This is a genomic window from Allobosea sp. GW821-FHT12C12 (genome assembly GCF_058807355.1).
On record NZ_JBXAQP010000007.1, the window covers coordinates 121,840 to 144,338 of the forward strand.

The following is a 22,499-nucleotide window of genomic DNA, read 5'->3' on the forward strand; positions in this document are numbered from 1 at the left end:
AGCAATCCAGCGGACTGGCCTCTACGCCCCCCTGGATTGCTTCGTCGCTTCGCTCCTCGCAATGACGGGGAGCGAAGACCTCGTCCGGCCCGAAGCATGATCGCCCATCACCGCCTGCTGCCCTGGCTCCTGCTCATGCCCGCCGCGCTCCTGCTCGGCGGGCTGACGCTGTATCCGCTCGGGCGGACGCTGGCCTTGTCCTTCTTCGCCACCGATTACGGGTTCGCCGATGCGAAGTTCATCGGCGTCGCGAATTATCTCGACCTGCTCGGCGACCGTTTCTTCCGGCAGGCGGTGACCAATACTGTCGTCTTCACGCTGGCCTCGACGGTCATCGAGGTGGCGCTCGGCCTTGGGCTAGCCCTGCTGCTCGATCGCGCCTTCGCCGGCCGGGGTCTCGTGATGACGCTCCTGCTCGCGCCCTTCGTGCTCTCGACCATGGTCGTCACCGCGATCTGGCGGGCCTGGTTCCATTTCGACCTCGGCTTCCTCAACAACCTGCTGCGTGCCATCGGCCTGACGCCCGTGCCCTGGCTGTTCGATCCGAGTCTCGCGCTCTGGTCGATCGTGCTGGTCGATGTCTGGCAGAGCACGCCTTTCGCCTTCCTGATCATCCTCGCGGGCCTCAGGCTGATCCCGCGCGATGTCTACGAGGCCGCGCGCATCGACGGGGCCGGGCCGTGGCGGCGCTTCCTCACCATGACCCTGCCGCTGCTCTCGCCCTATCTCTTCATCGCGGCGCTGCTGCGCTGCGTCGACAGCTTCAAGCTGTTCGACAAGGTCTATGCGATGACAGGCGGCGGGCCGGGGCAGGCGACCGAGACGGTCTCGCTCTACATCTACCGGCAGGGTTTCCGCTTCTTCGACATCGGCATGGCGTCGGCCGCCGCGATCGTGATGATCGTCGTCGCCGGTGCGCTGGCGCTGGTCTATGCCGCCTCGATGCTGCGCGGGGCCGGGCGATGATCCGGATCTCCGCCGCCTGCCTCGTCGCGCTGCTCGGCCTCGTCCCGCTGATCTGGATGGGCGCGACCTCGTTCAAGCCGCCGTCCGACTACGTCTCGTCCTCGGTCTCGCTCTGGCCGCGGACGCCGACTCTGATGCACTACCGCGCGCTGCTCGAGACCTCCGCCTGGCGGCTGGGCCTGAACAGCGTCGTCGTCGCCATCGGCACCGTCCTGCTCTCGCTCGCGGTCGCGCTGCCGGCGGCCTATGCGCTGGTCAGGCTCTCGCTGCCGCGCAAGCTCGACCTCGTCCTTCTCGGCTTCGTGCTGGTGATCAAGCTGGCGCCGCCTATCGCCTTCGCCATCCCGCTCTACCAGTTGCTGCGGGCGCTCGGCCTGATCGACAGCCATCTCGGCCTCGTCCTGGTCAATCAGATCTACGCGCTGCCCTTCGCGATCTGGATGCTGCTCGGTTTCGTGCGCGACGTTCCGGTCGCGTTCGAGGAGGCGGCGATGATGGACGGCGCCGGCTTCCTGCGCCGGACGGTCGACATCGTCGCGCCGCTCTTGATGCCGGGGCTGATCGCGACCGGCGTCTTCGTCGCGATCATGAGCTGGAACGAGTTCCTGTTCGCATTGCTCTTCGTGCAGACGCCGTCGAACTTCACCCTGCCGGCCTATATCGCGACGCTGATCACCGAGGACGAGACGCTGTGGGGTCGGCTGTCGGCGATCGGGCTTCTGGCCTCGCTGCCGGTGCTGGCGGCGATCGGCCTGGTCCGGCGCGGTTTGTTGCGCGAGGTCTCGGTCGACCAGCATTGAGCAGGTCCCGAGCGAGGGAGCCGGATCGCTCCGGCTCCCTGTCTGCGCGACGCATGGCGCATGCTCAGTAGCAGCGCCGGACCGGACGCTCGACCAGGCCGATGCCGGGAACGAAGCGGGCCTTGATCACCGTGTAGCAGCCGCCGCCGTAGAAGCCGGCATAAGCGGGGGCATAGCCCCAGCCGCGATGGCCCCAGTGGCGGCGCGGCTCGCCCCAAGGACGCGGATGACGCCAGCTGTCGCGGACATGCCCATGATGGCCGTGGCCGGGCAGGACCGTGAAGGCTTTGGCCGAACTCGAACTCGCGATCGAGCCGCCGATCAGTGTGCCCGTGCCGATGACGAAGGCGGCCGCGAGGCCGGCGAGGGTGAGGCGCTTGGTCATGTAAGTTGCTCCCTTGTTGAGGAGCCGCACCACGCCGCTCCATGCCCGTTGGTCGCGGGACAGAGCGGGAAGGTTCAAAGCCTGATGCAGAATCTTTTTTTGCTCAAAGCGAAGTAGGCTGTTGCCAGCACTACACAAATCAATCACACTTTTAGCGAGCATGACCTAGAGCTATCGATCAAGGGGTTTTAGGATGAGCCAAAAAGATCCAGTTGAGAACAAATCTTTGAGCGAGCTTGCGCCAACTCCAGTCATAAGTGAAAATATTCTAGGCGCAGCACGTGCAGCTTTTACTGTTTTTAGAATATCAATCATATTTCTAGCGCTTGTTATAATAATTCCACCTTTGATATCTGCTCTACTAGATCGACCAATATTTGTTGGCGCGAACATAATTCGGTCTGAGTACGGACCTTTTACAAATCTTTTTACACTGTATTTTGTGCATATACTTATTTTTATTGTAACAATTACTAGTGGATACATAGGATATAAATTAACAATAGCTTCTGGAGCAAGTAGCGACAATCCAATTCCGTCAGGAAATTATGCATTGTTGGCGCCGCTGATTTCTGAAGGAAAATCAGAAGCGATTGATCAGTATGTTCGTCTAAGCAGCCTGAGTGGTTTTACTGGAGGTTTTACAAAACTAGGACTGACAGGACTGCCTTTGGCTACTGTAGGTCTTACATTAATTTTTTCTTTATTGGCAATTTTGTCTTTGGTTCCGGCTCAGCAGACAAATTTTTTTGATCTTACCAAGCTGACATTGGGCGCTTTCATTGGCTCCTTCGTACAAAGGCAAGTCGAGCAACGAAGAACTGCTGCTAACGAAAAGCTAGACCAGTCTAAAGTGCAACCTCGCGAGCCTCAGCCCTAGCGGGGCTCGCGAGAGATGTTTACAAGTCCCGTCAGACCTCGACGACCTTGCGGTACAAATGCCAGCTCGCATGGCCGAGCACCGGCATGACGACGACGAGGCCGACCAGCACCGGCAGCGAGCCGAGCACGAGCAGGCCGACGATCATCAGGCCCCAGATCATCATGACGCGCGGATTGGCCTCCACGGCCGCGATCGAGGTCTTGATCGCGGTGGCGGCGTCGACGCGCTTGTCGATGATCAGCGGGAACGACACGACCGAGATCGCGAAGGCGGCGATGGCGAAGAGAAGGCCGACCGAATTGCCGACGACCATCATGACCCAGCCGTCGAAGGTGGTCAGCACGGCGTGCAGGAAGTCGCGAGCGTTGGACGTGGGTTCGAGCACAAGAAATGCGCGGTAGATGAACCAGGCGGAGGCCATCCAGGCCACGAATAGTCCGGTCAGCATCGCGCCGAGCAGGGCGATCTGGCCGATCGAGGGCGAGCGCAGGATCGCGAGGGCATGGCCCCAGGAGGAATCGATGCCCTTCTCGCGCCGCCTGCTGATCTCGTAGAGCCCGATCGCCGCGAAGGGGCCGAGCAGCGCGAAGCCGGCGATCAGCGGAAACAGCAGCGGCACGATATTGTAGCTCACCGTGAGCTGGCCGAGCAGGAGCCCGGCGACGGGATACATCAAGGCGATGAAGACGAGATGGCTCGGCTTGGCCTTGAAGTCCTCCCAGCCGCGCCAGAGCGCGTCGCGAAGATCCTGCGTGGTGATGGTGCGGATGCGCGGCATGCCGGCTTCGCGGCTTTGCGCCTGCATCATGGTTGCGTCGAGATTGGCCATGGCGTGACTCCCGGTTCGGCCCGGTTCGCCTTCGGCTTTTGACGCTATCCTCGGGTCAACAGCCTGCAGGCGTCGAGCTTCCAATTCCAAGCGGACCGATCTTACACCGGAATCGGGCGCTTGTCGCATCCACCGCGGACACGAAACCGGGAGTGGGCAGGAAAGGTTCCTGCCGTTTCCCGAACGGCCGATCTCGCCTAATAGGTGCCCATGAGCGAGTCCGACGACACCCCCGGCGAGAGCCTGCCCATCGAGAGCCTGACGGCCCGCCAGGCAAAGACCGAGCACAAGGCGCTGGCCGCCGAGATCGCCAGGGCGGATCTGGCCTATCACCAGAACGACGCCCCGATCCTCGACGACGCCGCCTATGACGCGCGTCGCCGCCGGCTCGTGGCGATCGAGGAGGCCTTTCCGGCCCTGAAGGGAACAAACGCCGTCAGCGGCCAGGTCGGCGCGAAGCCGTCGTCGAAATTCGCTAAGATCAGGCATCGCGTGCCGATGCTGTCGCTCGGCAACGCCTTTGCCGACGAGGACATCGCCGAGTTCGTGCAGCGGGTGCGCGGCTTCCTCGGCATGAAAGGCGATGTCGCAGGCCCGGCCTTCACCGCCGAACCGAAGATCGACGGCCTCTCGCTCTCGCTGCGCTACGAGAGGGGCGAACTCGTCCATGCCGCGACGCGCGGCGACGGCGAGGAAGGCGAGGACGTCACCGCCAACGCCCGCACCATCGCCGAGATCCCGCACCGGCTCGCCGGACAGGATGTGCCCGACATCGCCGAGGTCCGCGGCGAGGTCTATCTCCGCCATGACGACTTCGCCGGCATCAACCAGCGGCAGCGCGAGAAGGGGCTCGCGGAGTTCGCCAATCCGCGCAACGCCGCGGCGGGCTCGCTGCGCCAGCTCGACGTCTCGATCACCGCCGCGCGGCCCTTGCGCTTCTTCGCCTATGCCTGGGGCGAGATGCCGGACAAGCCGGCGCAGACGCAGGCCGGCGTCGTCGCGGCCTTCGGGCGCTGGGGCTTCAGCATCAACCCGCTGATGGCCCGCTGCGAAACCGTCGAGGAACTGCTGGCGCGCTACCGGCTGATCGAGGAGCAGCGCGCCACGCTCGGCTACGACATCGACGGCGTGGTCTACAAGGTCGACGACCTGGCCTTGCAGGCGCGCCTCGGCTTCGTCTCGCGCGCGCCGCGCTGGGCGATCGCGCACAAGTTCCCGGCCGAACTGGCGACCACCGTGCTGGAGGCGATCGACATCCAGGTCGGCCGCACCGGGGCGCTCTCGCCGGTGGCTCGGCTCAAGCCCGTCACCGTCGGCGGCGTCGTCGTCACCAATGCGACGCTGCACAACGAGGACTATATCCGCGGCTTCGATTCGAGGGGTGCGCCGATACGCGACGGCTCCGACATCCGGATCGGCGACACGGTGACGGTGAAGCGCGCCGGCGACGTGATCCCGCGCGTCGAGGCTGTCGACCTGTCGAAGCGCCCGGCCGATTCCAAGCCCTATGCCTTTCCGACGGCCTGCCCGATCTGCGGCAGCGATGCGGTCCGCGAGCACAATCCGCGTTCGGGCAAGGAGGACGCCGTGCGACGCTGCACCGGCGGCCTGATCTGCGCGGCTCAGGCCGTCGAGCGGCTGAAGCATTTCGTCGCGCGCGACGCGCTCGACATCGACGGGCTCGGCGACAAGCAGATCGAGCTCTTCCATGCCGACCCCGATCTGCCGGTGAAGGAACCGGCCGACATTTTCACGCTTGCGGAGCGCGATGGCGCGAACCTCAAGAAGCTCAAGGACAAGGAAGGCTTCGGACCGCAGAGCGTGGCCAAGCTCTTCGCGGCTATCGAGGATCGCCGGACGCCGCCGCTCAACCGGTTCGTCTTCGGGCTCGGCATCCGCCATATCGGCGAAACCAATGCGCGGCTGCTGGCGCGGCATTACGGTTCGTTCGAGGCCTTGCAGGCGGCCGTTATCGCGGCCGCCGATCCGGCCGCGCCGCAACGGCAGGAGCTCGATGCGATCGACGGCGTCGGCCCGACCGTGGTCGAGGCGCTGCTGCAGTTCTTCGCCGAGGCGCATAATCAGGAGATGCTGACCCGCCTGCTGGCGCGGGTGACGCCGCAGCCGCTGGAGGCGGTCGCCTCGGTCAGCCCCGTCGCCGGCAAGACCGTCGTCTTCACCGGCGCGCTGGAGCGGATGACGCGCGACGAGGCCAAGGCGATGGCGGAACGGCTCGGGGCCAAGGTCGCCGGCTCGGTCTCGTCGAAGACCGACCTGCTGGTGGCGGGTCCGGGCGCGGGCTCGAAGCTCAAGGACGCGGCCAGGCACGGCGTGCAGGTGATCGACGAGGCCGGCTGGTTCGAGCTCGTGGGCCAGTAGTCAACAGGCGGTCGGCGGTCGGAGCATTGGTTGGAGGCCCTGTCGGGCGGTCGCCGGCTGCCGCTGGTCCTTCCCATCACTTTTCTTCAAGACAGCCTGGCGCGATTCCGCTCTAACCTCGCGCCATGAATCTGATCAGCCAGGCGCAGGCCCTGCACGAGACGCCGCCGCGGGCGGGCGAAAGCGCGCACCTGTTCACCGCGCCGCGCTTCGACGGCCTGGAATTCCTCGCCGCGACCTTCCGCACCCACGCCTACGCGCCGCATGCCCACGACACCTATGCGATCGGGACGATCGAGCATGGTTGCGAGGTCTGGCATGCGCGCGGCCGGAAACTCCATGCCGGGGCCGGCGATATCGTCATGAACCAGCCTTTCGACGTGCATGACGGCGCGCCGAGCGATGGCGGATACCGCTACCGGATGAGCTATCCGGCGATCGGACTGATGCAGGAACTGGCCGGCTCGCTGAGCGGGCGCGAGGCGATCGGCATCCCCTTCTTCCGCGAGCCGGTGGTGAAGGACGCGATCGGGGCGGCGCTGTTCTCCGCCGCGCATCGGCTGCTGGAGGAGGGCGGCGACGCGCTCGCCGGCGAGGAGGCGCTGCTGCGCGCCTATGGGCATATGCTGGCGCGGCATGCCGACCTTTCGATCCGGACGGTCGGCGCGGAGCAGGGTCCGGTTTCGCGCGTCAAGGCGCTGATCGAGGCGCGCCATGACGAGGATCTGTCGCTCGCCGATCTCGCAAGCGCCGCCGGGCTGCCGCGCCACCATCTGATCCGCGCCTTCCGCCGCGAGACGGGCCTGACGCCGCATGCCTGGCTGGTCGATCTCAGGGTGCGGCGCGCCCGCGAGCGGCTGCGGCGCGGCGAAAGCCCGGTCGATGTCGCGGCCTCGACGGGCTTCTGCGACCAGGCGCATCTGACGCGCGCCTTCAAGGCGCGGCTCGGCGTGACGCCGGGCGTCTTCCGCGCCGCCCATCTCTCCTGAAGCCGATGCCGAACTCACCCTCCTCGCGGGATGCCCGTCTGGGTTTTTCCGACGTCTGGCCGGCCATGCTGGCGGCGGCGCCCTTCGCGCTGCTGTTCGGCGCGCTGGCCTCCGGCAAGGGCCTGTCGCCGCTCGAGGTGTTCCTGATGAGCGCGCTGGTCTTCGCCGGCGGCGCGCAGTTCGCCGCGGTCGAGCTCTGGGCGACGCCCGCCCCGGTCGCGGCCCTGATCTTCTCGACGCTGCTGATCAACGCTCGCCATGTCCTGATGGGCGCGTCGCTCGCGCCGAAGCTCGGCCGGTTCTCGCGCTGGCAGAAATGGCTCTCTCTCGCCTACATGGCGGACGAGAACTGGGCGCTGGCCGAAAAGCGGGCGTGGGCTCAAGAGCTGACGCCGGCCTATTGGTTCGGCATGATCGTGCCCTTCGTCGGCTGCTGGCTGACGATGACGACGCTCGGCGCGGTCATCGGGCCTGCCTTCGGCGATCCGCGTCGCTTCGGGGCCGATTTCGCCTTCACCGCGATCTTCATCGCTCTCACCGCCGCGTTCTGGAAAGGCCGCGTCACGGCCTGGACGGTGGCCGCGGCCGGCATCGGCTCGGCGCTGACCTACCGGCTCGCCGGGCCGCCCTGGCATGTGCTGGCCGGCGCGCTCTGCGGGTTGGCGGCGGCATGGTGGGCAGCCGGATCGGAGACGCCGGCCGGCGTGGCGGAAGCGGAGGAGGGCGCGCGATGACGATCGATCCGCTCAACCTCATGGCGATCCTCGGCATGGCGATCGTGACCTATGCGACACGGGTCGCAGGCCTTGCGCTGGCCGGGCGGCTGAACCTTTCGGCGCGCGCGCAGGCCGCGTTCGACGCGATCCCGCCGGCGGTGCTGATCGCCGTGATCGCGCCGAGCGCGCTCGCGACGGGGTGGGCGGAGACGATCGCCGCGGCCGTGACGGCGCTGGCGGCGACGCGGCTGCCGTTCCTGGCGGTGGTCGTGGTCGGCGTGGCGGCGGTGGTGGGGCTGAGGACCGTGCTCTGAATCCTTCTCCCCCGCATGGAGAAGAAGGAAGGCTCTCACAACGGCAGGCACGCCTTCTCGAGCCAGTCCTTCGTCTCGCCCTCGACGGAGCTTGCGAGGTTGCTCCAGACCTGGGCGTGATAGGCGTTGATCCAGGCGATCTCGCCGTCGTCGAGCAGCTTCAGATCGATCAGCGCGCGCTCATAGGGGCACCAGGTGATGGTCTCGAAACCGTAGATGGCGCGGTCGCCGCCGGGGATCGCGCGCTCCTCGACGACGATCAGGTTCTCGATGCGGATGCCGTATTCGCCCTGCTTGTAGTAGCCCGGCTCGTTGCTAAGGATCATGCCGGGCTCGAGCGGCGTGGCGCCCAGCTTCGAGAGCCGCTGCGGCCCCTCGTGAACCGAGAGGTAGCTGCCGACGCCGTGGCCGGTGCCGTGGTCGAAATCCAGCCCGGCCTGCCAGAGCGGCAGCCGCGCCAGCGCGTCGAGCTGCGCACCGGAGGTGCCCTTGACGAAGACGACGCGCGAGATGGCGAGATGGCCCTTGAGCACGCGGGTATAGCGGTCTCGCATCTCGTCGGTCGGCTCGCCGACGGCCATCGTCCGGGTGATGTCGGTGGTGCCGTCCTCGTATTGCCCGCCGGAATCGACCAGAAAGATGCCGGGCGTGATCGGCAGGTTGCTCGCCTGCGTCACGCGGTAATGCGGCAAGGCGGCGTTGGGGCCGGCGCCGGCGATGGTGGTGAAGGAGACGTCCTTCAGCAGCCCGGTCTTCAGTCGCTCGGCCTCCAGCGCCGCGACGGCGTCGATCTCGGTCAGTCCGCCCTTGGCCGCCTCGCGCGCCAGCCATGACAGGAACCTCACCATCGCCGCGCCGTCCCGCAGATGGGCGGCGCGGGCGCCGGCGAGTTCGGCCGCGTTCTTGCGCGCCTTCATCAGCGCGATCGGATCGGGGCCGGCGTCAGGCGTGCCGCCGGCGTCCCCGATGATCGTGGCCAGCGCGGAGGCTCCCGTCGCCGCGTCGAGCCGGACCTTCGCGCCGGCCGCGCCCAAGGCCTCGAGCCGCGCCCTGAGCGCGGCGGGCGGGGCGATCTCGCCGACCGCGCCGATGGCGTCGCCAGCCTCGTTGGTGATCTTCTCGGCCGCGAGGAAGACGGTGGGCCGGCCCTCGCGCGGCACGATGGCGTAGCCGAGCGGCAAGGGCGTGTGCTCGACATCGCCGCCGCGCACGTTGAAGGTCCAGGCCAGCGCATGCGGATCCGAGACCACCAGCGCATCGACCTTCGCCTTGATCAGCGCCTCCTGGATGCGCGCCAGCTTTTCGGCCGGGCTCTCGCCGGCGAAATCGGCGCGATGCGCCTTCACCGGCGCGGCCGGCGGGGCAGGGCGGTCGCTCCAGAGCGCGTCGATCGGATTGTCCGCGACCGCCACCAGCGTCCCCCCGATGGACGCGACCGCCTTCTCCAGCCTGGCGACGCCGTCGACGGTATGGAGCCATGGATCGTAGCCGAGCCTGCCGCCGGCCGGCAGGTTCTGCTCGATCCAGCGCTCCAGCGGCGTCTCCTCCATCCTGGTCGGGGTGACGACGGCGGCATCGGTCTGCGCGGCGGACTGGATGGTGTAGCGCCCATCGACGATCAACACCGCCTTGTCGGCCAGCACGATCGCCGCTCCGGCCGAGCCGGTGAAGCCGGTCAGCCAGGCGAGGCGCGCCATGTGGGCGGGCACATACTCGCCCTGGTGCTCGTCGGCGCGCGGCACGATGAAGCCGTCGAGTTGCTGCAGCGCCAGCGCCTCGCGCAAGGCGGCGATACGGGGCGCGACCTGGGCCGGGTCGCTCGGCTCGGTGAAGGACTGGAAGCGGCAGTCGGCGGCGGACGATTCGGTCATGACGGGTCCGAAGGGGGTCGTTTCCGGCATGGTCGCGGTTCGGGCTGGCGAAGGCCAGCGGAAAAGCGGCATTCGCGCCTGCTTTCTTCGCGGGCCGACGCTGCCCTGCGATAAGGCGGGCTGCCGCTTTGCTATGCGATCAGCGCAATCGTTAACGAAAAGCGACGCTGAGCATGCATTCAGTGCATATCTCGCATCTGCGAAATCACCTTCTCGCAAGTGCGAATAGCATCCACTTTAGTCGCATAAGAGAACGAGGAAGCGACCGGGACTGTCCTTCGTTTCACTGTTGGAGAGACCCTCATGACGTATCTGACGAACACCACCGCCTCGCTGCTGGCGTCCGAGGCCGCCCTATCGACCGGCCCGAGCTTTTGGCAGCGCCTCTACGTCGCGATGATCGAAAGCCGTCGCCGCTCCGCGATCCGCGAGCTCCGCGCGCGCTCCTACCTCGTCAACGAGGCCGAGATCGTGCTCGGCGGATTCCCTTCCGCCGCGCTGAAAAACCACGCTCTGCCGTTCAACCGTTGATCTCTTCTCGCCGCGGGCGGCCTTCATGCCCCGCGGCCAACACTGGACCATCACCATGATCGCCATCGTCAAGCACGCCTATCACGGGGTCGTCGACGCCGTCCGTTTCGCCGCCGCCGTCTGGCGCGATGCCCGCGCCCTGCAGGCGGAAGCCGAAACCAAGTATGGCCACAGCGGCTTCTGACCGAACGTTTCTTCGCGAGGCCGGCCGTCTGACGCGACGGCTGCGCTTCCGGTGCTCACGGACATAAGTCGGCTGCGCTTCTCGACCGCCAAGCCAGTCGGCGCCGCCTGGCGAAGACTCGTTTCGGTCGGTCCGCGGGGGCGAAAATCCTATCGAAGGCGGCGTGGTCTCGGGGCCGCGCCGCCTTTTCTCATGACCAGCGTCGCCCAACCCTCGCGCAGCGACTTGCGGGCGAGAAAAAGCCCCTGATGCCGGTAGGCCGAGACGATGCCGGCGACGTCCATGGCCAGCAGGCCTGACAGGATGACCGCGCCCTCGTCGCCGAGCCCGCGTGCGATCGACGGTGCGAGCCGGCGCAAGGGCCCCGCCAGGATGTTGGCGAAGACCAGGTCGAAATGACGCGGCCGGTTCGCCTTGGCATGGCGCAGGCCCGGCGCGACATAGAGATCGAGCCCGTGCGGGGCGTGGTTGACGCGGGCGTTGTGCCCCGCGACCTCGACCGCGACCCTGTCGATGTCGCCGGCGACGACTTTTCTCCTGATCTGCTTCGCCAGCGCGAGCGCGAGAATGCCGGTGCCCGTGCCGACATCGATGGCGTTGCGCGGGCGGCGTCGTTTCAGTTCCACGTCGAGCGCCAGAAGGCAGCCGGCGGTCGTGCCATGATGGCCGGTGCCGAAGGCGAGCGCGGCCGGGATCTCGATGCCGACATCGTTGATCCGCACAGCCTCGCGGTCATGCGCGCCATGGACCAGAACACGGCCGGCGCGCACGGGCTTCAGCCCGTCGAGCGAGGCCGCGACCCAATCCTGCTGGTTCACCGTGGCGAAGGGCGTCGCGTCGACGGCGTCGCCGACGATCGGGCGCAGCATGTCGCGCACCGCCGCCTCGTCGGGATGCGTCGCGAAATAGATCTCGACCTTCCAGGGCGCGTTGAGCGACAGCGTGGTGACGCCGTTCTCGATCTCGAAGGCCGAGATCGCGGTCTCGGTCGGATCAAAGACCTCGCCCAGAAGCTCGGTCAGCGCGCGCGCCTTCTCGCCGGAGGTGGAAAGTTCGAGGACGGTCGCGACCGTCGATGGCAGCAGGCCTTCGCGCATGGGCTGCGCTTAGCAGCGCGCCTTCGCTTTGTCATGCGCTGCGATGGCAATCGGCCTTGACGGAAGCCTCGGTTTGAGGACGGATCAGGACAAGATGCCGATCAATCGCCCCGCCTGCGCCTTGCCGAGTTAAACGATGACCATGCCCCGCCTCTGGACTGTCGCCGCACTGTTTCTCTCAATCGCAGCCCTGTCTGCTTCTCCGGCGACAGCGCAGGACTACCGAAAACTTTCGACGCAATGGCAGGGCACGGAGCGGCCGCTCGACATCGTCAATGGCGGCCGCAACAACAACATGGCTCATCTTGCCGATGCCGACGACGTCAGCGGGCAAAACTGGCGGATCAGGCGCGAGGGCAACTATAGCCGCCTGACGACCCAGTTCCGCGGCGACCGGATGTGCCTCGACGTGAATAATGGCGGCCCGCTCAACAACTTCGTCAGCCTGCAGCCCTGCGGCGATTTCACCGGGCAGTTCTGGCAGATGCGGCGCGAAGGCGAGTGGCTCCGACTGACGACCGAGTTCCGCGGCCGCGACATGTGCCTCGACATCGTCAATGGCGGCGCGCAGGACGGCATGGCGAAGCTCGCGCCCTGCGGGAATTTCTCGGGGCAGTTGTGGCGGCTGGATTGAGGGCGCCAGCCGCCGGGCCCTGACCTTCAGTCAGTGCTGCGCGTTCACCATCGCGAAAACGGTATCGATATTGCCGGTTCGCTCGGCAAGCCGCAAAGGCTTGCACCGCTCTACGATGATCTCGTCGGCTTCCGGCTGCGTCTCGAGGATCGTCATCACCTCGGCCATGAAATCGGCGAGCGGCATTGCTGCCGCATCGACCGCCTGCTCCGGCCCGCGCAGCTCGGTCTGGACGTAGGGCGGAGCGAGCTCGATGACCTGCGTCGAGGTGCCTCTCAGCTGATGGCGCAGCGACATCGAGAAGGAATGGATCGCGGCCTTGGTCGCGCTGTAGGTCGGCGTGACCGCGAGCGGCACGAAAGCGAGCCCCGAGGAGACCGTCATCACCGTCGCCTGCCGCTGCTTCAGCAGATGCGGCAGCAGCGCCGCCGTCAGCCGGATCGGGCCGAGCAGGTTGGTGGCGATCGTCTCCTCGGCGACAGCGAGATGATCGGTTGTCGCCGTGACATCCTCGTCCTTCATGATGCCGGCGTTCTGGATCACGACGTTCAGCGCCGGGAAGCGCGCGACCGCCTCGCGGGCGAATGTGTCGATGTCGGCCTTGTCCTGGATGTCGAGCAGCATCGACGCCATGCCGGGATTGGCCTCGGTGACGTTGTCCAGCGCTGTCTCGCGGCGGCCGGCGATGATGACCGTGTTGCCCTTGGCGTGAAGCGCCTCGGCGAGCGCGCGGCCGATGCCGGAGCCGCCGCCGGTGATCAGGATGGTGTTGCCAGTGATGTTCATCGCAATGCCCTTTCGTGGTTGCGTGAAACACAGCTAGGGCCGATGCTCTCCAATCGAAAGAAGGCACCTGAAAGTTCTATAGGCACCAAAAGGAGAGTGTCTGATGGAGATGATCCGCAAGGCGGTGTTGCAAGCCGGGCTGCAGCATCCCGAGGTCAGCCCTGCGGTCGAGGCGCTGGTCCGAGACGTGATCGCGCAGGTGGCGGACAAGTGGACGATGCTGGTGCTGGAGACGCTGGAAGAGCACGGCACGCTGCGCTTCACGCAGGTTAGCCGCATCGTCGGCGGCGTCAGCCAGAAGATGCTGACCAAGACGCTGCGCCAGATGGAATGCGATGGGCTGATCACGCGCACCGTCCATCCCGTGATCCCGCCGCATGTCGACTACACGCTGACCGAGCTCGGCAGCGAACTGACAGCGGCCTTCTGCGGCGTCTGGGTCTGGGCGGAGACGTACTACGCGCAAGTGGAGCAGGCGCGGGTGGCGTTCTGGGCGCGAGAAGGGCGGTGATGTGCAGGTTTTAGCGGCTCTGGATACCCTCGCAGGACAATTGATCGCGGCCGCTTTCATACCGCCGGCGATTGCCGTGAAGCATGTTCTTATGGTCAGCACAGCAGCCATTGGCCTTGTGTGGCTTGCAGAGCAGACAGCCGGCACGGGCCGATTTCGGACGTTTGCGTTTGTGGTGCATGGGAAACTCCACGCGACCACGATAAAGAGTGGAGGCGTCTATTTGCTAATCCATGTATCGGACGATCAAGAAGAACGGTCTGCGGTTGTCTCGATCATGCTTTGTACTAAACGGGGAGTCTTGAGCCAAAGATGGGCTTGATACAGCGAATGGTCGAATTCTCCATCCGCCGCGATCCCTGGGTCAACCCGATTCAGCATATTTACGATCTCGTTTGAACTCAGCAGCCCTTTGTCCCGAAGCAAAACAAGCAATTCGCGCATGGCCGTCAACGCAGCTATCGATGCCGGTGAATCTGGCGTTCCAACCTCCCCATCGCCGATCTCACCCCGCCTTCTGCACAAAGCTGTCCAGCACCATCTTCCGGCCGGCCTTGTCGAAATCGACCGTCAGCTTGTTGCCGTCGACGCTCGCCACCGAGCCGTTGCCGAACTTGACGTGGAAGACGCGGGCGCCGGCGTCGTAGGCCGATGAGCCGCTCGACTTGGCGGTCAGTTCGCCCTCGATCAGCAGCGGGCCGCGCTGGCGGTTGCCGCCGAACCCGAAGCCGCTGCCGCTCTCGGAAAAGCCCGAGCCGCCGCCCGCCTTCGCCCTGTTCTCCTGCGCGCGCTGCCAGCCCGGCGTGTTGTAGCTGGAGCCGAAGCTCTCCATGCGGTCGAAGCGCGAGGCGCCGTAGCCGCCCTGAGAATAGTTCGTCGCGGCCTGCACCACCTCGACATGATCCTCCGGCAGTTCGTCGATGAAGCGCGACGGCAGGCTCGACTGCCAGAGGCCGTGGATGCGGCGGTTCGAGGCGAAATAGAGCTTCAGCCGCTTGCGCGCCCGGGTCAGGCCGACATGGGCGAGGCGGCGCTCCTCCTCCAGCCCGGCGCGGCCGTTCTCGTCGAGCGCGCGCTGGTTGGGGAACAGGCCTTCCTCCCAGCCGGGCAGGAAGACGGTGTCGAACTCCAGACCCTTGGCCCCGTGCAGGGTCATGATCGAGACGCGCGCCGCGCTCTCGCCCGTGTCGGCGTCCATCACCAGCGAGACGTGTTCGAGGAAGGCGGGCAGGTCGGGAAACTCGTCGAGCGAGCGCACCAGTTCCTTGAGGTTTTCGAGCCGGCCGGCGGCGTCGGCCGAGCGGTCCTTCTGCCACATCTCGGTGTAGCCGCTCTCCTCCAGCACGAGCTCGGCGAGCTCGCCCTGGCGCATATGTTCGGAGCGGGCGCTCCAGCGAGCGAAAGCCTCGACCAGCTCGCGCAGGGCCGTGCGCGCCTTGGGCTTGAGCTCGTCGCTTTCGACCACGACGCGGGCCGCCTGCAGCAGCGAAAGCTGCGAGGCGCGGGCGTGGTTGTGGAGGATCTGGATGGTCGCGTCGCCGAGCCCGCGCTTGGGCTGGTTGACGATGCGCTCGAAGGCGAGATCGTCGGAGGCGGAGACGACGCAGCGCAGATAGGCCATGGCGTCGCGGATCTCGGCGCGCTCGTAGAAGCGCGGGCCGCCGATGACGCGATAGGGCACGCCGGTCTGGACGAAGCGCTCCTCCAGCTCGCGCATCTGGGCGGAAATCCGCACCAGCACGGCGATCTCGGTGAGATTCTCGCCCCTGGACTGCATCGCCTCGATCTCGTCGGTGATCAGGCGGGCTTCTTCCTGGCTGTCCCAGGCGCCGGTGATCGTGACCTTCTCGCCGGCCTCGTCCTCGGTGCGCAGGGTCTTGCCGAGCCGGCCTTCATTCTTCGCGATCAGCTTCGAGGCGGTGGCGAGGATGTGCCCGGTCGAGCGGTAGTTGCGCTCCAGCCGGACCACGGTCGCGCCCGGAAAATCGTGCTCGAAGCGCAGGATGTTGTCCACTTCCGCGCCGCGCCAGCCATAGATCGACTGGTCGTCGTCGCCGACGCAGGCGATGTTGCGGCGTCCCTGGGCGAGCAGCCGCAGCCAGAGATACTGGGCCGTGTTGGTGTCCTGATACTCGTCGACGAGAATGTAGCGGAAGCGCTCGTGATAGGTCGCGAGAACATCCGCATGCTCGCGGAACAGCGTCAGGCAGTGCAGCAGGAGATCGCCGAAATCGACCGCGTTCAGCGCCTTCAGCCGATCCTGATAGGCGGCGTAGAGCTTGCCGCCCTTGCCGTTGGCGAAGACGGCGGCCTCGCCCGGCGCGACGTCCCTGGGCGCGAGGCCGCGGTTCTTCCAGCTGTCGATGAAGCCCGCCAGCATGCGGCCGGGCCAGCGCTTCTCGTCGATGCCCTCGGCCGCGATGACCTGTTTCATCAGCCTGATCTGGTCGTCGGTGTCGAGGATGGTGAAGTCCGAGCGCAGGTCGAGCAGCTCGGCATGACGGCGCAGGATCTTTGCCGAGATCGAATGGAAGGTGCCGAGCCAGGGCATGCCCTCGGCGACGGGGCCGACGAGATGGGCGACTCGCTCCTTCATCTCGCGAGCGGCCTTGTTGGTGAAGGTCACCGAGAGGATCTGCGAGGGCCACGCCTTGTTGGTCGCGATCAGATGGGCGATGCGGGTGGTCAGCACGCGGGTCTTGCCGGTGCCCGCGCCGGCGAGCACCAGCACGGGCCCGTCGGTCGCCTCGACAGCGAGGCGCTGCTCGGGGTTCAGCCCGGCGAGGTAGCCGGCCGAGGGCGCGGCCTGCGCGCGCGCGGCGAGCCCGCCCGGGCGCGGCTGTGGGGCTGAGGTGAGGCGGTGGTCTGACAAGATGCGCGACGCCTGATCGTGATTCGTTCCGCGGCCAATATAGGGTGTCGCATCGCCTATTGCTGTGCCCGGCGCGACGAAATTGACTGACTGCGCCGCGCCGCGCCGGCCATCGCCTTGCAGCGTTGGCGGATCGGGCAATCGCGGCAGCGGGCGCGACCGGCCCGGCAGATGGTCTGGCCGAGACGCTTCATCACAACATGAAGCTCCGCCAACTCCATGGCGGTCCAGCGATCCGACATCGCCATGACGGTCTCATAAGCGGTTCGGGCGTCGGCCTTGCCTCGGACGAATCCAAACCGGCGCAAGATCCGCAGGACATGCGTGTCGACGACGAAGGCCGGCATCTGCAATGTGCTGAAATTGAGCGTGGACGCGGCGACCTTGCGGCCGACGCCGGGCAGGCGCTCAAGCCATGCCAGCGCGCCCGTGACGCCGAACCCGGCGAGGAACGAGAGATCGAAATCCGGACGGCTGGCCGCGATGGCGCGAAGCGCGGTGCCTAGACGGGCCGCCTTGACGTCTGGAAACGTCACCTCGCCGATGACGGCTTCGATATCCTCTTGCGGGGCCGTAGCCAGATCGTCCCAATCCCGATAGGTTTCGACGAGCCGCCGGTATGCCCGCAGCGAAACCTCGTCGCGCGTGCGATTGCCGATGGACGATTTTACGAGCTGACCGATCGGGGTTCGCGCGCGGATCGGATCAGGCCGGCCGAAGTACGAGCCAAGCCGGTCGCGCAGCCAAATCATATCCTCCATGGCGCCGAAGCCGAATGTCGTCTGCATGACTCGATCATAAGAACATAAAGTGAACATAACAAGCGACGCCGCGCTCACGAAGCTGTGCCATCATCGAAGCGTTGCAGTCTTGGCAGGCGACATGGTTGCGGCTGGTCCGCATCTCGGCGAGCAATCGAAGGAGCGGCAGATGCGGTCGGCGATTTCTGCGGGGCAGGCTCACCCTGTCGGCAATCAGGCCCCGCCGCTCGCGGACTACAATGCCTATGTCGTCGATCCCGTGCTGCCGGCGGTGATGAAAGCCTTCGGCGCGGACTGGGCGAGCGGGCGGCTGCACGAGGCCGGGCGCACCGTCGGCGCGGCCGAGACGCAGGAGCTGGCGCGGCTGGCCAACCGCTTCCCTCCGGAGCTAAGGACGCATGACCGCTTCGGCAATCGCATCGACGAGATCGCCTTCCATCCGGCCTGGCACGAGCTGATGGGGCTCGCCATCGGGCAGGAGACGCATGCGCTGTGCTGGAACGAACCGCGCTCCGGCGCACAGGTCGCCCGCGCCGGGTTGCAATATCTCTGGTATGGCTGCGAAAGCGGCGTCTGCTGCCCGATCAGCATGACCTTTTCCGCCATTCCCGTGCTGAAGCAGGATGGCGCGCGCTGGGCGGAATGGGGCGCGCTGGTCGCCTCGCGTCGCTACGACAAGCGGCAGGGGCCTGCCGCGTCGAAGCGCGGCGCGACGGTCGGCATGGCGATGACCGAGGTGCAGGGCGGCTCCGACCTCCGGCAGACGCAGGCGGTCGCCTCCGACAATCGCGACGGCACGTTCTCGATCAGCGGCCAGAAATGGTTCTTCTCGGCGCCGCATTCGGATTTGTTCCTGACGCTGGCCCGGACGGAGGAGGGCGTGTCGTGCTTCGTCGTGCCGGGCTGGCTGCCGGACGGTCCACGCAACGGCGTCGCTATCCAGCGGCTCAAGGATAAATGCGGGAACCGCTCGAACGCGTCTTCGGAGGTGGAGTTGCGCGGCGCGATCGGCCATCTCATCGGCGAGCCGGGGCGCGGGCTGCGCGCCGGGCTGTCGATGAACCACAACACGCGGCTCGACATCGCCGCCGCCTCGGCAGGGCTGATGCGGCAGTCGGTGGCGCAGGCCGCCCATCACGGCGCCCATCGCTCGGCCTTCCAGCGGAGGCTGATCGACCAGCCGATCATGCAGGCCGTGCTGGCCGATCTCGCGATCGAGGCCGAGGCCGCCGCCTGGCTGGCTTTCCGGCTGTTCGCGGCGGTCGACCGTCAGGACATTTCGGAGAGCGAGCGACTGCTGGCGCGGATCGGCGCGCCGATCGCGAAATACTGGGTGGCGAAACGCACGCCGGCCGTGGTCGTCGAGGCGCTGGAATGCATCGGCGGCAACGGATACATCGAGGAGCACCCGCTGGCGCGGCATTATCGGGAGGCGCCGCTCAATTCGGTCTGGGAGGGTTCCGGCAACGTCATCTGCCTGGACGTGCTGCGCTCGCTGGAGCGGGAACCGGGCTCGCTCGCGGCCGTGCTGGACGAGTGCGCCGCCGCGCGCGGGGCGGACCGGCGCTATGACGCCGCGCTTGCGGCGCTGCAGAGCGATCTGCCGGAGCTGACCCGCCATGAGGGGCAGGCCCGGCGGCTGGTCGAGCGGCTGGCGTCGATGCTGCAGGGCTCGCTGCTGTTGCGACACGCCGCGCAGGATGTCGCCGACGCCTTCGTCGCGACGCGGCTCGCGGGGGGCTGGTCCGGTCATTTCGGAGCGCTTCCGGCAGGGCTCGACGCGGCGGCGCTGGCGCGGCGGGCGGCGCCAGCCCTGTAGCGTCCCGCGCTACGCCCCGTGGCTCGCTTCGCTGCGCTCGCGATGACGGCTTTGCTTACGATTGCCCGCCGCCACCCGCCTCCGCGCCCCAGAGTTCGTTCAGCCGGCTGTCGCGGCCGCAGCCGCCGCGACAGATTTTGTAGCGGATCTGGTTCGTCTTGTAATAGTCCTGATGGTAGTCCTCGGCCGGGTGGAAGGCCGTCCGCGCGACGATCTCGGTCGTGATCCTCGACTTGAAGCGGCCTGTCTCGAGTTCCGTCTTCGAGGCCTCGGCCAGTTTCCTCTCCTGCTCCGAGCCGTAACAGATCCCCGCCCGATACTGGCTGCCCTTGTCGCAGAACTGGGCGTTGGCGGTCAGCGGGTCGTGGTTGCGCCAGAAGACTTAGAGCAGCTTCTCATAACCGATTTTCGCCGGATCGTAGACGATCCTGATCGCCTCGGCATGGCCGGTCTTGCCGGCAGAGACCTCCTTGTAGGTCGGCTCGGTCGTGTAGCCCGAGGTTTAGCCCGATGTGGTCGAGATCACGCCCGGCACAGCGTCGAAGGGCGGCTCGATGCACCAGAAGCAGCCGCCGGCGAAGATCGCCGTGGCGGTCGCCGGCCTGGCCGGCTGCTGGGCGAGGCCGGCGGTCGAGAGGCCAAGGCCCGCCGCGATGGCGAGCCCGGCGAGAATCGTGCGGCGCATGTCCGCCTCAGGCCTGCGAGCCGTCGGCGGGGGCGAAATCCATCGCGACGCCGTTCATGCAGTAGCGCTGTCCAGTGGGCGGCGGCCCGTCGGGGAAGACATGGCCGAGATGGCCGCCGCAGCGCGCGCAATGCACCTCGGTGCGCGACATCAGGAAGGAGTTGTCCTCGGTCGTCGCGACCGCGCCCTCGAGCGGCCTGTCGAAGCTCGGCCAGCCGGTGCCGCTCTCGAACTTGGTCTGGTTGGTGAAGAGCGGATTGCCGCAGCCGGCGCAGGAAAAGGTGCCGGCGCGCTTCTCGAAATTGAGCGCGCAGGAGCCCGGCCGCTCGGTGCCGTGCTCACGCAGCACGCGGTACTGCTCGGGCGTCAGTTTCGCGCGCCATTCGGCGTCGGTCAGCTCGACCTCGAAATGCTCGTCCCTCTTCTTCGTCTCGCCGCCGAACAGGCTCATCAGACCCATGATGCGTCTCCCTTTTCAGAACGATCGGGCGCGTTGCGCGCCGATCATCGTGCTTGAACAGCAATATGGCGATCGCGGCTGCGATTTCAGCCCCTTGCAGGCTCAAATCGCTTCACGATCCCGTCCGGGGGGGGCGCGTTATCGTGTCATCCTCACCGCCCTCATTCTTCGAGACGGCCCTGCGGGTCTACTCAGGACGAGGGCCGAAGGAGAGCGCCTCGGGCGTGGTCGCCTTGCCGCCGGGATCGGGCGTGTTGAAGGCGGCGTCGGGCGTCACCCGCGCGCTGTTCGACCCGGGCTGCCGGTGGCGTTCAGGATGGCGCTGCGGCGCTGGCTCGGCTGACGCCGCGCGAACTCCCGCCGTGAGCGAGGCGCTGGCGCAGTCGACCGGCTTCATCGCCGTCAGCCGGCCACTCTCTGTCGGCTATGCCAGACAGACGCGGGTCCAGCGCCCGCGGCCTGAGTCCGCCCAGGCTGGACGCTTCTCGCGGGCGCATGCTAGATCGCCGTGCGTCCTGACGGACGCAAAGTGACGATCTATCTCCTTGTTCAAGCATCGGATTTTTCCAAAAAGCGGATTCCACTTTTTGGTCCGACGCTCTAGCGGCTTCGCGATGATGAATGCGTCCGGCGACACCGAAACTCCGACCGGCCTCGCCGCGCTGAGCGACCGGCTGCGCCAGCTCTTCCACGGCCAGTCGCCCGCGGCGCTGCGCTTCCAGCTCGCAACGACGGTCGTCGACATCCTGATCATCGCCTTCTTCATCGCGACGCCGCTGATCCGCGACAGGCCGGCCTTCCTCTGGATAGACTATTCCGTCGCCTTCATCCTGATCGTCGAGATCGTGGCGCGCCTGCTCGCATCGACCAATGGCTGGCGAACCCTGCGCCAGCCGACGATGCTGCTCGACCTGCTCATCCTGGCGACCCTGCTGGCGCCGCAATGGCTGGAGAATTTCGGCTTCCTGCGCATCCTGCGGCTGTGGTCGCTCTCGCAACGCGGCGTGCTCTGGCAGCAGCTGAGGGCGACGCGCTACCGCGAATGGGAGGACGTCTCGCGGGCGCTGATCAATCTCGCGACGTTCCTGTTCGTCGTCACGGGCTTCATCTACACCTTCTTCTTCATGAGCCGGCCCGGCCTCGAGGGCTATGTCGAGGCGTTCTATTTCACCGTCGCGACCGTCACGACGACCGGCTTCGGCGACATCACCCTGCCCGGCATCGCCGGCAAGCTGACCTCCGTCGCGGTGATGATCGTCGGCATCTCGCTGTTCGTGCGGCTGGCCCAGGCGGTGTTCCGGCCGACCAAGGTGACATTCGCCTGTCCCGAATGCGCGCTGCAGCGCCACGAGCCCGACGCCGTGCACTGCAAGGCCTGCGGCCATCGGCTGCGCATTCCAGATCACGACGATTGAGCGGAGCGCGCTCGCGTTCGGCCATTCTCGGAGGGGCTATCGCCGGCTCTAGTGCCGCGTCTCCGGCTCGCGCTCGCCGGTCATGCCCCCGACGGCGATCGCGGTCTTCCTCGGCATGCCGATGATCCGGCCGATGGTGTCCGGCAGCGGCATCATGCTGTGGGCGGCCTTCATCAAGGCGAGGTTCGCCAGAACGTCGGGCGGGAAGGGCGAGACCTTGCGGGTCGTCATGTCGACATGCAGCGCGAGGTTCTCGCTCGTCGCGGCGAGCCAGCCCTCGGTCGCGTGGCGCATTTCGAGATAGTAGTGCAGGCGCTTCTCGTCGAAGGCGATCAGCTGCGCGGTGACGCGGACCTGATCGCTCTCGGTCAGCTCGCGCTTGTAGAGGACATGGCATTCGGCCGCGAAGAACGAGGCATGGCGCGCGTCGACATAATCCTGGTCCAGGCCGGCCAGCGCAAAGACCTCGTCGACCGCGCGGTCGAACAGCACATGATAGAAGGCCATGTTGAGATGGCCGTTAAAGTCGATCCATTGCGGCTCGACCGGCATGGCGGACGAGACGAAGGGGGCGGAGAACAGCGCCGGAGCGCGGATGTCGTCGTGCATGGC

Annotated in this window: 23 protein-coding genes and 1 pseudogene; 13 read left to right on the top strand and 11 right to left on the bottom strand. The window is 66.7% G+C overall.

Translation table 11 applies throughout. The features are described 5' to 3' along the window. The first annotated feature begins 96 nt into the window (after window positions 1-96). A complete protein-coding gene (locus AC1RRW_RS12160; RefSeq protein WP_492901027.1) occupies window positions 97-966 on the top strand; it encodes a carbohydrate ABC transporter permease in 870 nt (289 codons plus the stop codon). Continuing rightward, complete coding sequence (locus AC1RRW_RS12165; protein WP_492901028.1) at window positions 963-1,766, top strand: carbohydrate ABC transporter permease; 804 nt, start codon at window positions 963-965, stop codon at window positions 1,764-1,766. The genes AC1RRW_RS12160 and AC1RRW_RS12165 overlap by 4 nt, the downstream gene beginning before the upstream one ends. A gap of 64 nt (window positions 1,767-1,830) precedes the next feature. Here the strand turns inward: AC1RRW_RS12165 and AC1RRW_RS12170 are convergent, their stop codons facing one another. After that, a complete protein-coding gene (locus AC1RRW_RS12170) occupies window positions 1,831-2,151 on the bottom strand; it encodes a hypothetical protein (protein WP_492901029.1) in 321 nt (106 codons plus the stop codon). A gap of 193 nt (window positions 2,152-2,344) precedes the next feature. Here AC1RRW_RS12170 and AC1RRW_RS12175 point away from each other — a divergent pair, with 193 nt between their 5' ends. Continuing rightward, the gene (locus AC1RRW_RS12175) at window positions 2,345-3,031 is read left to right on the top strand and encodes a hypothetical protein (protein ID WP_492901030.1); all 687 of its coding nucleotides are present in this window, start codon (window positions 2,345-2,347) and stop codon (window positions 3,029-3,031) included. 31 nt (window positions 3,032-3,062) lie between these two features. Here AC1RRW_RS12175 and AC1RRW_RS12180 read toward each other — a convergent pair whose 3' ends face one another. After that, window positions 3,063-3,863 carry a DUF2189 domain-containing protein gene (locus AC1RRW_RS12180; protein ID WP_492901031.1) on the bottom strand — a complete coding sequence of 267 codons (801 nt, stop codon included), beginning with the start codon at window positions 3,861-3,863 and terminating at the stop codon, window positions 3,063-3,065. A 210-nt stretch (window positions 3,864-4,073) separates the two neighbouring features. Here AC1RRW_RS12180 and ligA point away from each other — a divergent pair, with 210 nt between their 5' ends. From ligA to AC1RRW_RS12200, 4 genes are all read left to right on the top strand, one after another. Next, entirely contained in the window at window positions 4,074-6,242 is a 2,169-nt protein-coding gene (gene ligA / locus AC1RRW_RS12185; RefSeq protein ID WP_492901032.1) for an NAD-dependent DNA ligase LigA, read from the top strand. Between the two features lie 125 nt (window positions 6,243-6,367). Beyond that, window positions 6,368-7,231 carry an AraC family ligand binding domain-containing protein gene (locus tag AC1RRW_RS12190; RefSeq protein WP_492901033.1) on the top strand — a complete coding sequence of 288 codons (864 nt, stop codon included), beginning with the start codon at window positions 6,368-6,370 and terminating at the stop codon, window positions 7,229-7,231. Window positions 7,232-7,236: 5 nt separating this feature from the next. Then, complete coding sequence (locus tag AC1RRW_RS12195) at window positions 7,237-7,965, top strand: AzlC family ABC transporter permease (RefSeq protein ID WP_492901034.1); 729 nt, start codon at window positions 7,237-7,239, stop codon at window positions 7,963-7,965. Then, entirely contained in the window at window positions 7,962-8,261 is a 300-nt protein-coding gene (locus AC1RRW_RS12200) for an AzlD family protein (protein ID WP_492901035.1), read from the top strand. The genes AC1RRW_RS12195 and AC1RRW_RS12200 overlap by 4 nt, the downstream gene beginning before the upstream one ends. Before the next feature lie 35 nt (window positions 8,262-8,296). Here the strand turns inward: AC1RRW_RS12200 and AC1RRW_RS12205 are convergent, their stop codons facing one another. Beyond that, window positions 8,297-10,132 carry an aminopeptidase P family protein gene (locus tag AC1RRW_RS12205; protein WP_492901036.1) on the bottom strand — a complete coding sequence of 612 codons (1,836 nt, stop codon included), beginning with the start codon at window positions 10,130-10,132 and terminating at the stop codon, window positions 8,297-8,299. Between the two features lie 303 nt (window positions 10,133-10,435). Between AC1RRW_RS12205 and AC1RRW_RS12210 the strand changes: the two genes are divergently transcribed. Further along, window positions 10,436-10,663, top strand: a complete 228-nt coding sequence (locus tag AC1RRW_RS12210; RefSeq protein ID WP_492901037.1) for a hypothetical protein — start codon at window positions 10,436-10,438, stop codon at window positions 10,661-10,663. Between the two features lie 55 nt (window positions 10,664-10,718). Further along, window positions 10,719-10,847: a hypothetical protein gene (locus AC1RRW_RS12215; protein WP_492901038.1), complete on the top strand. Its 129-nt coding sequence runs from the start codon at window positions 10,719-10,721 to the stop codon at window positions 10,845-10,847. A 149-nt stretch (window positions 10,848-10,996) separates the two neighbouring features. Here AC1RRW_RS12215 and AC1RRW_RS12220 read toward each other — a convergent pair whose 3' ends face one another. Continuing rightward, entirely contained in the window at window positions 10,997-11,944 is a 948-nt protein-coding gene (locus tag AC1RRW_RS12220) for a 50S ribosomal protein L11 methyltransferase (RefSeq protein ID WP_492901039.1), read from the bottom strand. A gap of 136 nt (window positions 11,945-12,080) precedes the next feature. Between AC1RRW_RS12220 and AC1RRW_RS12225 the strand changes: the two genes are divergently transcribed. Beyond that, window positions 12,081-12,578 (top strand): ricin-type beta-trefoil lectin domain protein, encoded by a 498-nt coding sequence (locus AC1RRW_RS12225; RefSeq protein ID WP_492901040.1) that lies wholly within the window; start codon window positions 12,081-12,083, stop codon window positions 12,576-12,578. Window positions 12,579-12,608: 30 nt separating this feature from the next. Here the strand turns inward: AC1RRW_RS12225 and AC1RRW_RS12230 are convergent, their stop codons facing one another. Beyond that, a complete protein-coding gene (locus tag AC1RRW_RS12230; RefSeq protein ID WP_492901041.1) occupies window positions 12,609-13,364 on the bottom strand; it encodes an SDR family oxidoreductase in 756 nt (251 codons plus the stop codon). Between the two features lie 103 nt (window positions 13,365-13,467). On the opposite strand from AC1RRW_RS12230, the gene AC1RRW_RS12235 reads away from it, so the two are divergent. Further along, window positions 13,468-13,875, top strand: coding sequence for a winged helix-turn-helix transcriptional regulator (locus AC1RRW_RS12235; RefSeq protein ID WP_492901042.1), 408 nt, complete (start codon window positions 13,468-13,470; stop codon window positions 13,873-13,875). Window positions 13,876-14,380: 505 nt separating this feature from the next. Here AC1RRW_RS12235 and AC1RRW_RS12240 read toward each other — a convergent pair. Together AC1RRW_RS12240 and AC1RRW_RS12245 are read right to left on the bottom strand one after the other, a co-directional pair. Beyond that, on the bottom strand, window positions 14,381-16,747 hold the full coding sequence (locus AC1RRW_RS12240) for an ATP-dependent helicase (RefSeq protein WP_492901043.1): 2,367 nt from the start codon (window positions 16,745-16,747) through the stop codon (window positions 14,381-14,383). A gap of 56 nt (window positions 16,748-16,803) precedes the next feature. Continuing rightward, window positions 16,804-17,535 carry an endonuclease III domain-containing protein gene (locus tag AC1RRW_RS12245; protein ID WP_492901044.1) on the bottom strand — a complete coding sequence of 244 codons (732 nt, stop codon included), beginning with the start codon at window positions 17,533-17,535 and terminating at the stop codon, window positions 16,804-16,806. Window positions 17,536-17,677: 142 nt separating this feature from the next. Between AC1RRW_RS12245 and AC1RRW_RS12250 the strand changes: the two genes are divergently transcribed. Continuing rightward, entirely contained in the window at window positions 17,678-19,327 is a 1,650-nt protein-coding gene (locus tag AC1RRW_RS12250; protein ID WP_492901045.1) for an acyl-CoA dehydrogenase family protein, read from the top strand. A gap of 55 nt (window positions 19,328-19,382) precedes the next feature. Here AC1RRW_RS12250 and msrA read toward each other — a convergent pair. The 3 genes and pseudogenes from msrA to AC1RRW_RS12265 form a co-directional block, all read right to left on the bottom strand. Beyond that, a pseudogene (gene msrA / locus AC1RRW_RS12255) lies at window positions 19,383-20,012 on the bottom strand (peptide-methionine (S)-S-oxide reductase MsrA). 7 nt (window positions 20,013-20,019) lie between these two features. Next, on the bottom strand, window positions 20,020-20,463 hold the full coding sequence (gene msrB / locus AC1RRW_RS12260; protein WP_492901142.1) for a peptide-methionine (R)-S-oxide reductase MsrB: 444 nt from the start codon (window positions 20,461-20,463) through the stop codon (window positions 20,020-20,022). A 196-nt stretch (window positions 20,464-20,659) separates the two neighbouring features. After that, window positions 20,660-20,869: a hypothetical protein gene (locus AC1RRW_RS12265; RefSeq protein WP_492901046.1), complete on the bottom strand. Its 210-nt coding sequence runs from the start codon at window positions 20,867-20,869 to the stop codon at window positions 20,660-20,662. Window positions 20,870-21,089: 220 nt separating this feature from the next. On the opposite strand from AC1RRW_RS12265, the gene AC1RRW_RS12270 reads away from it, so the two are divergent. Then, a complete protein-coding gene (locus AC1RRW_RS12270) occupies window positions 21,090-21,887 on the top strand; it encodes a potassium channel family protein (protein WP_492901143.1) in 798 nt (265 codons plus the stop codon). A 48-nt stretch (window positions 21,888-21,935) separates the two neighbouring features. Here AC1RRW_RS12270 and AC1RRW_RS12275 read toward each other — a convergent pair whose 3' ends face one another. Continuing rightward, entirely contained in the window at window positions 21,936-22,496 is a 561-nt protein-coding gene (locus AC1RRW_RS12275; RefSeq protein ID WP_492901047.1) for a thioesterase family protein, read from the bottom strand. Window positions 22,497-22,499: the final 3 nt, after the last annotated feature.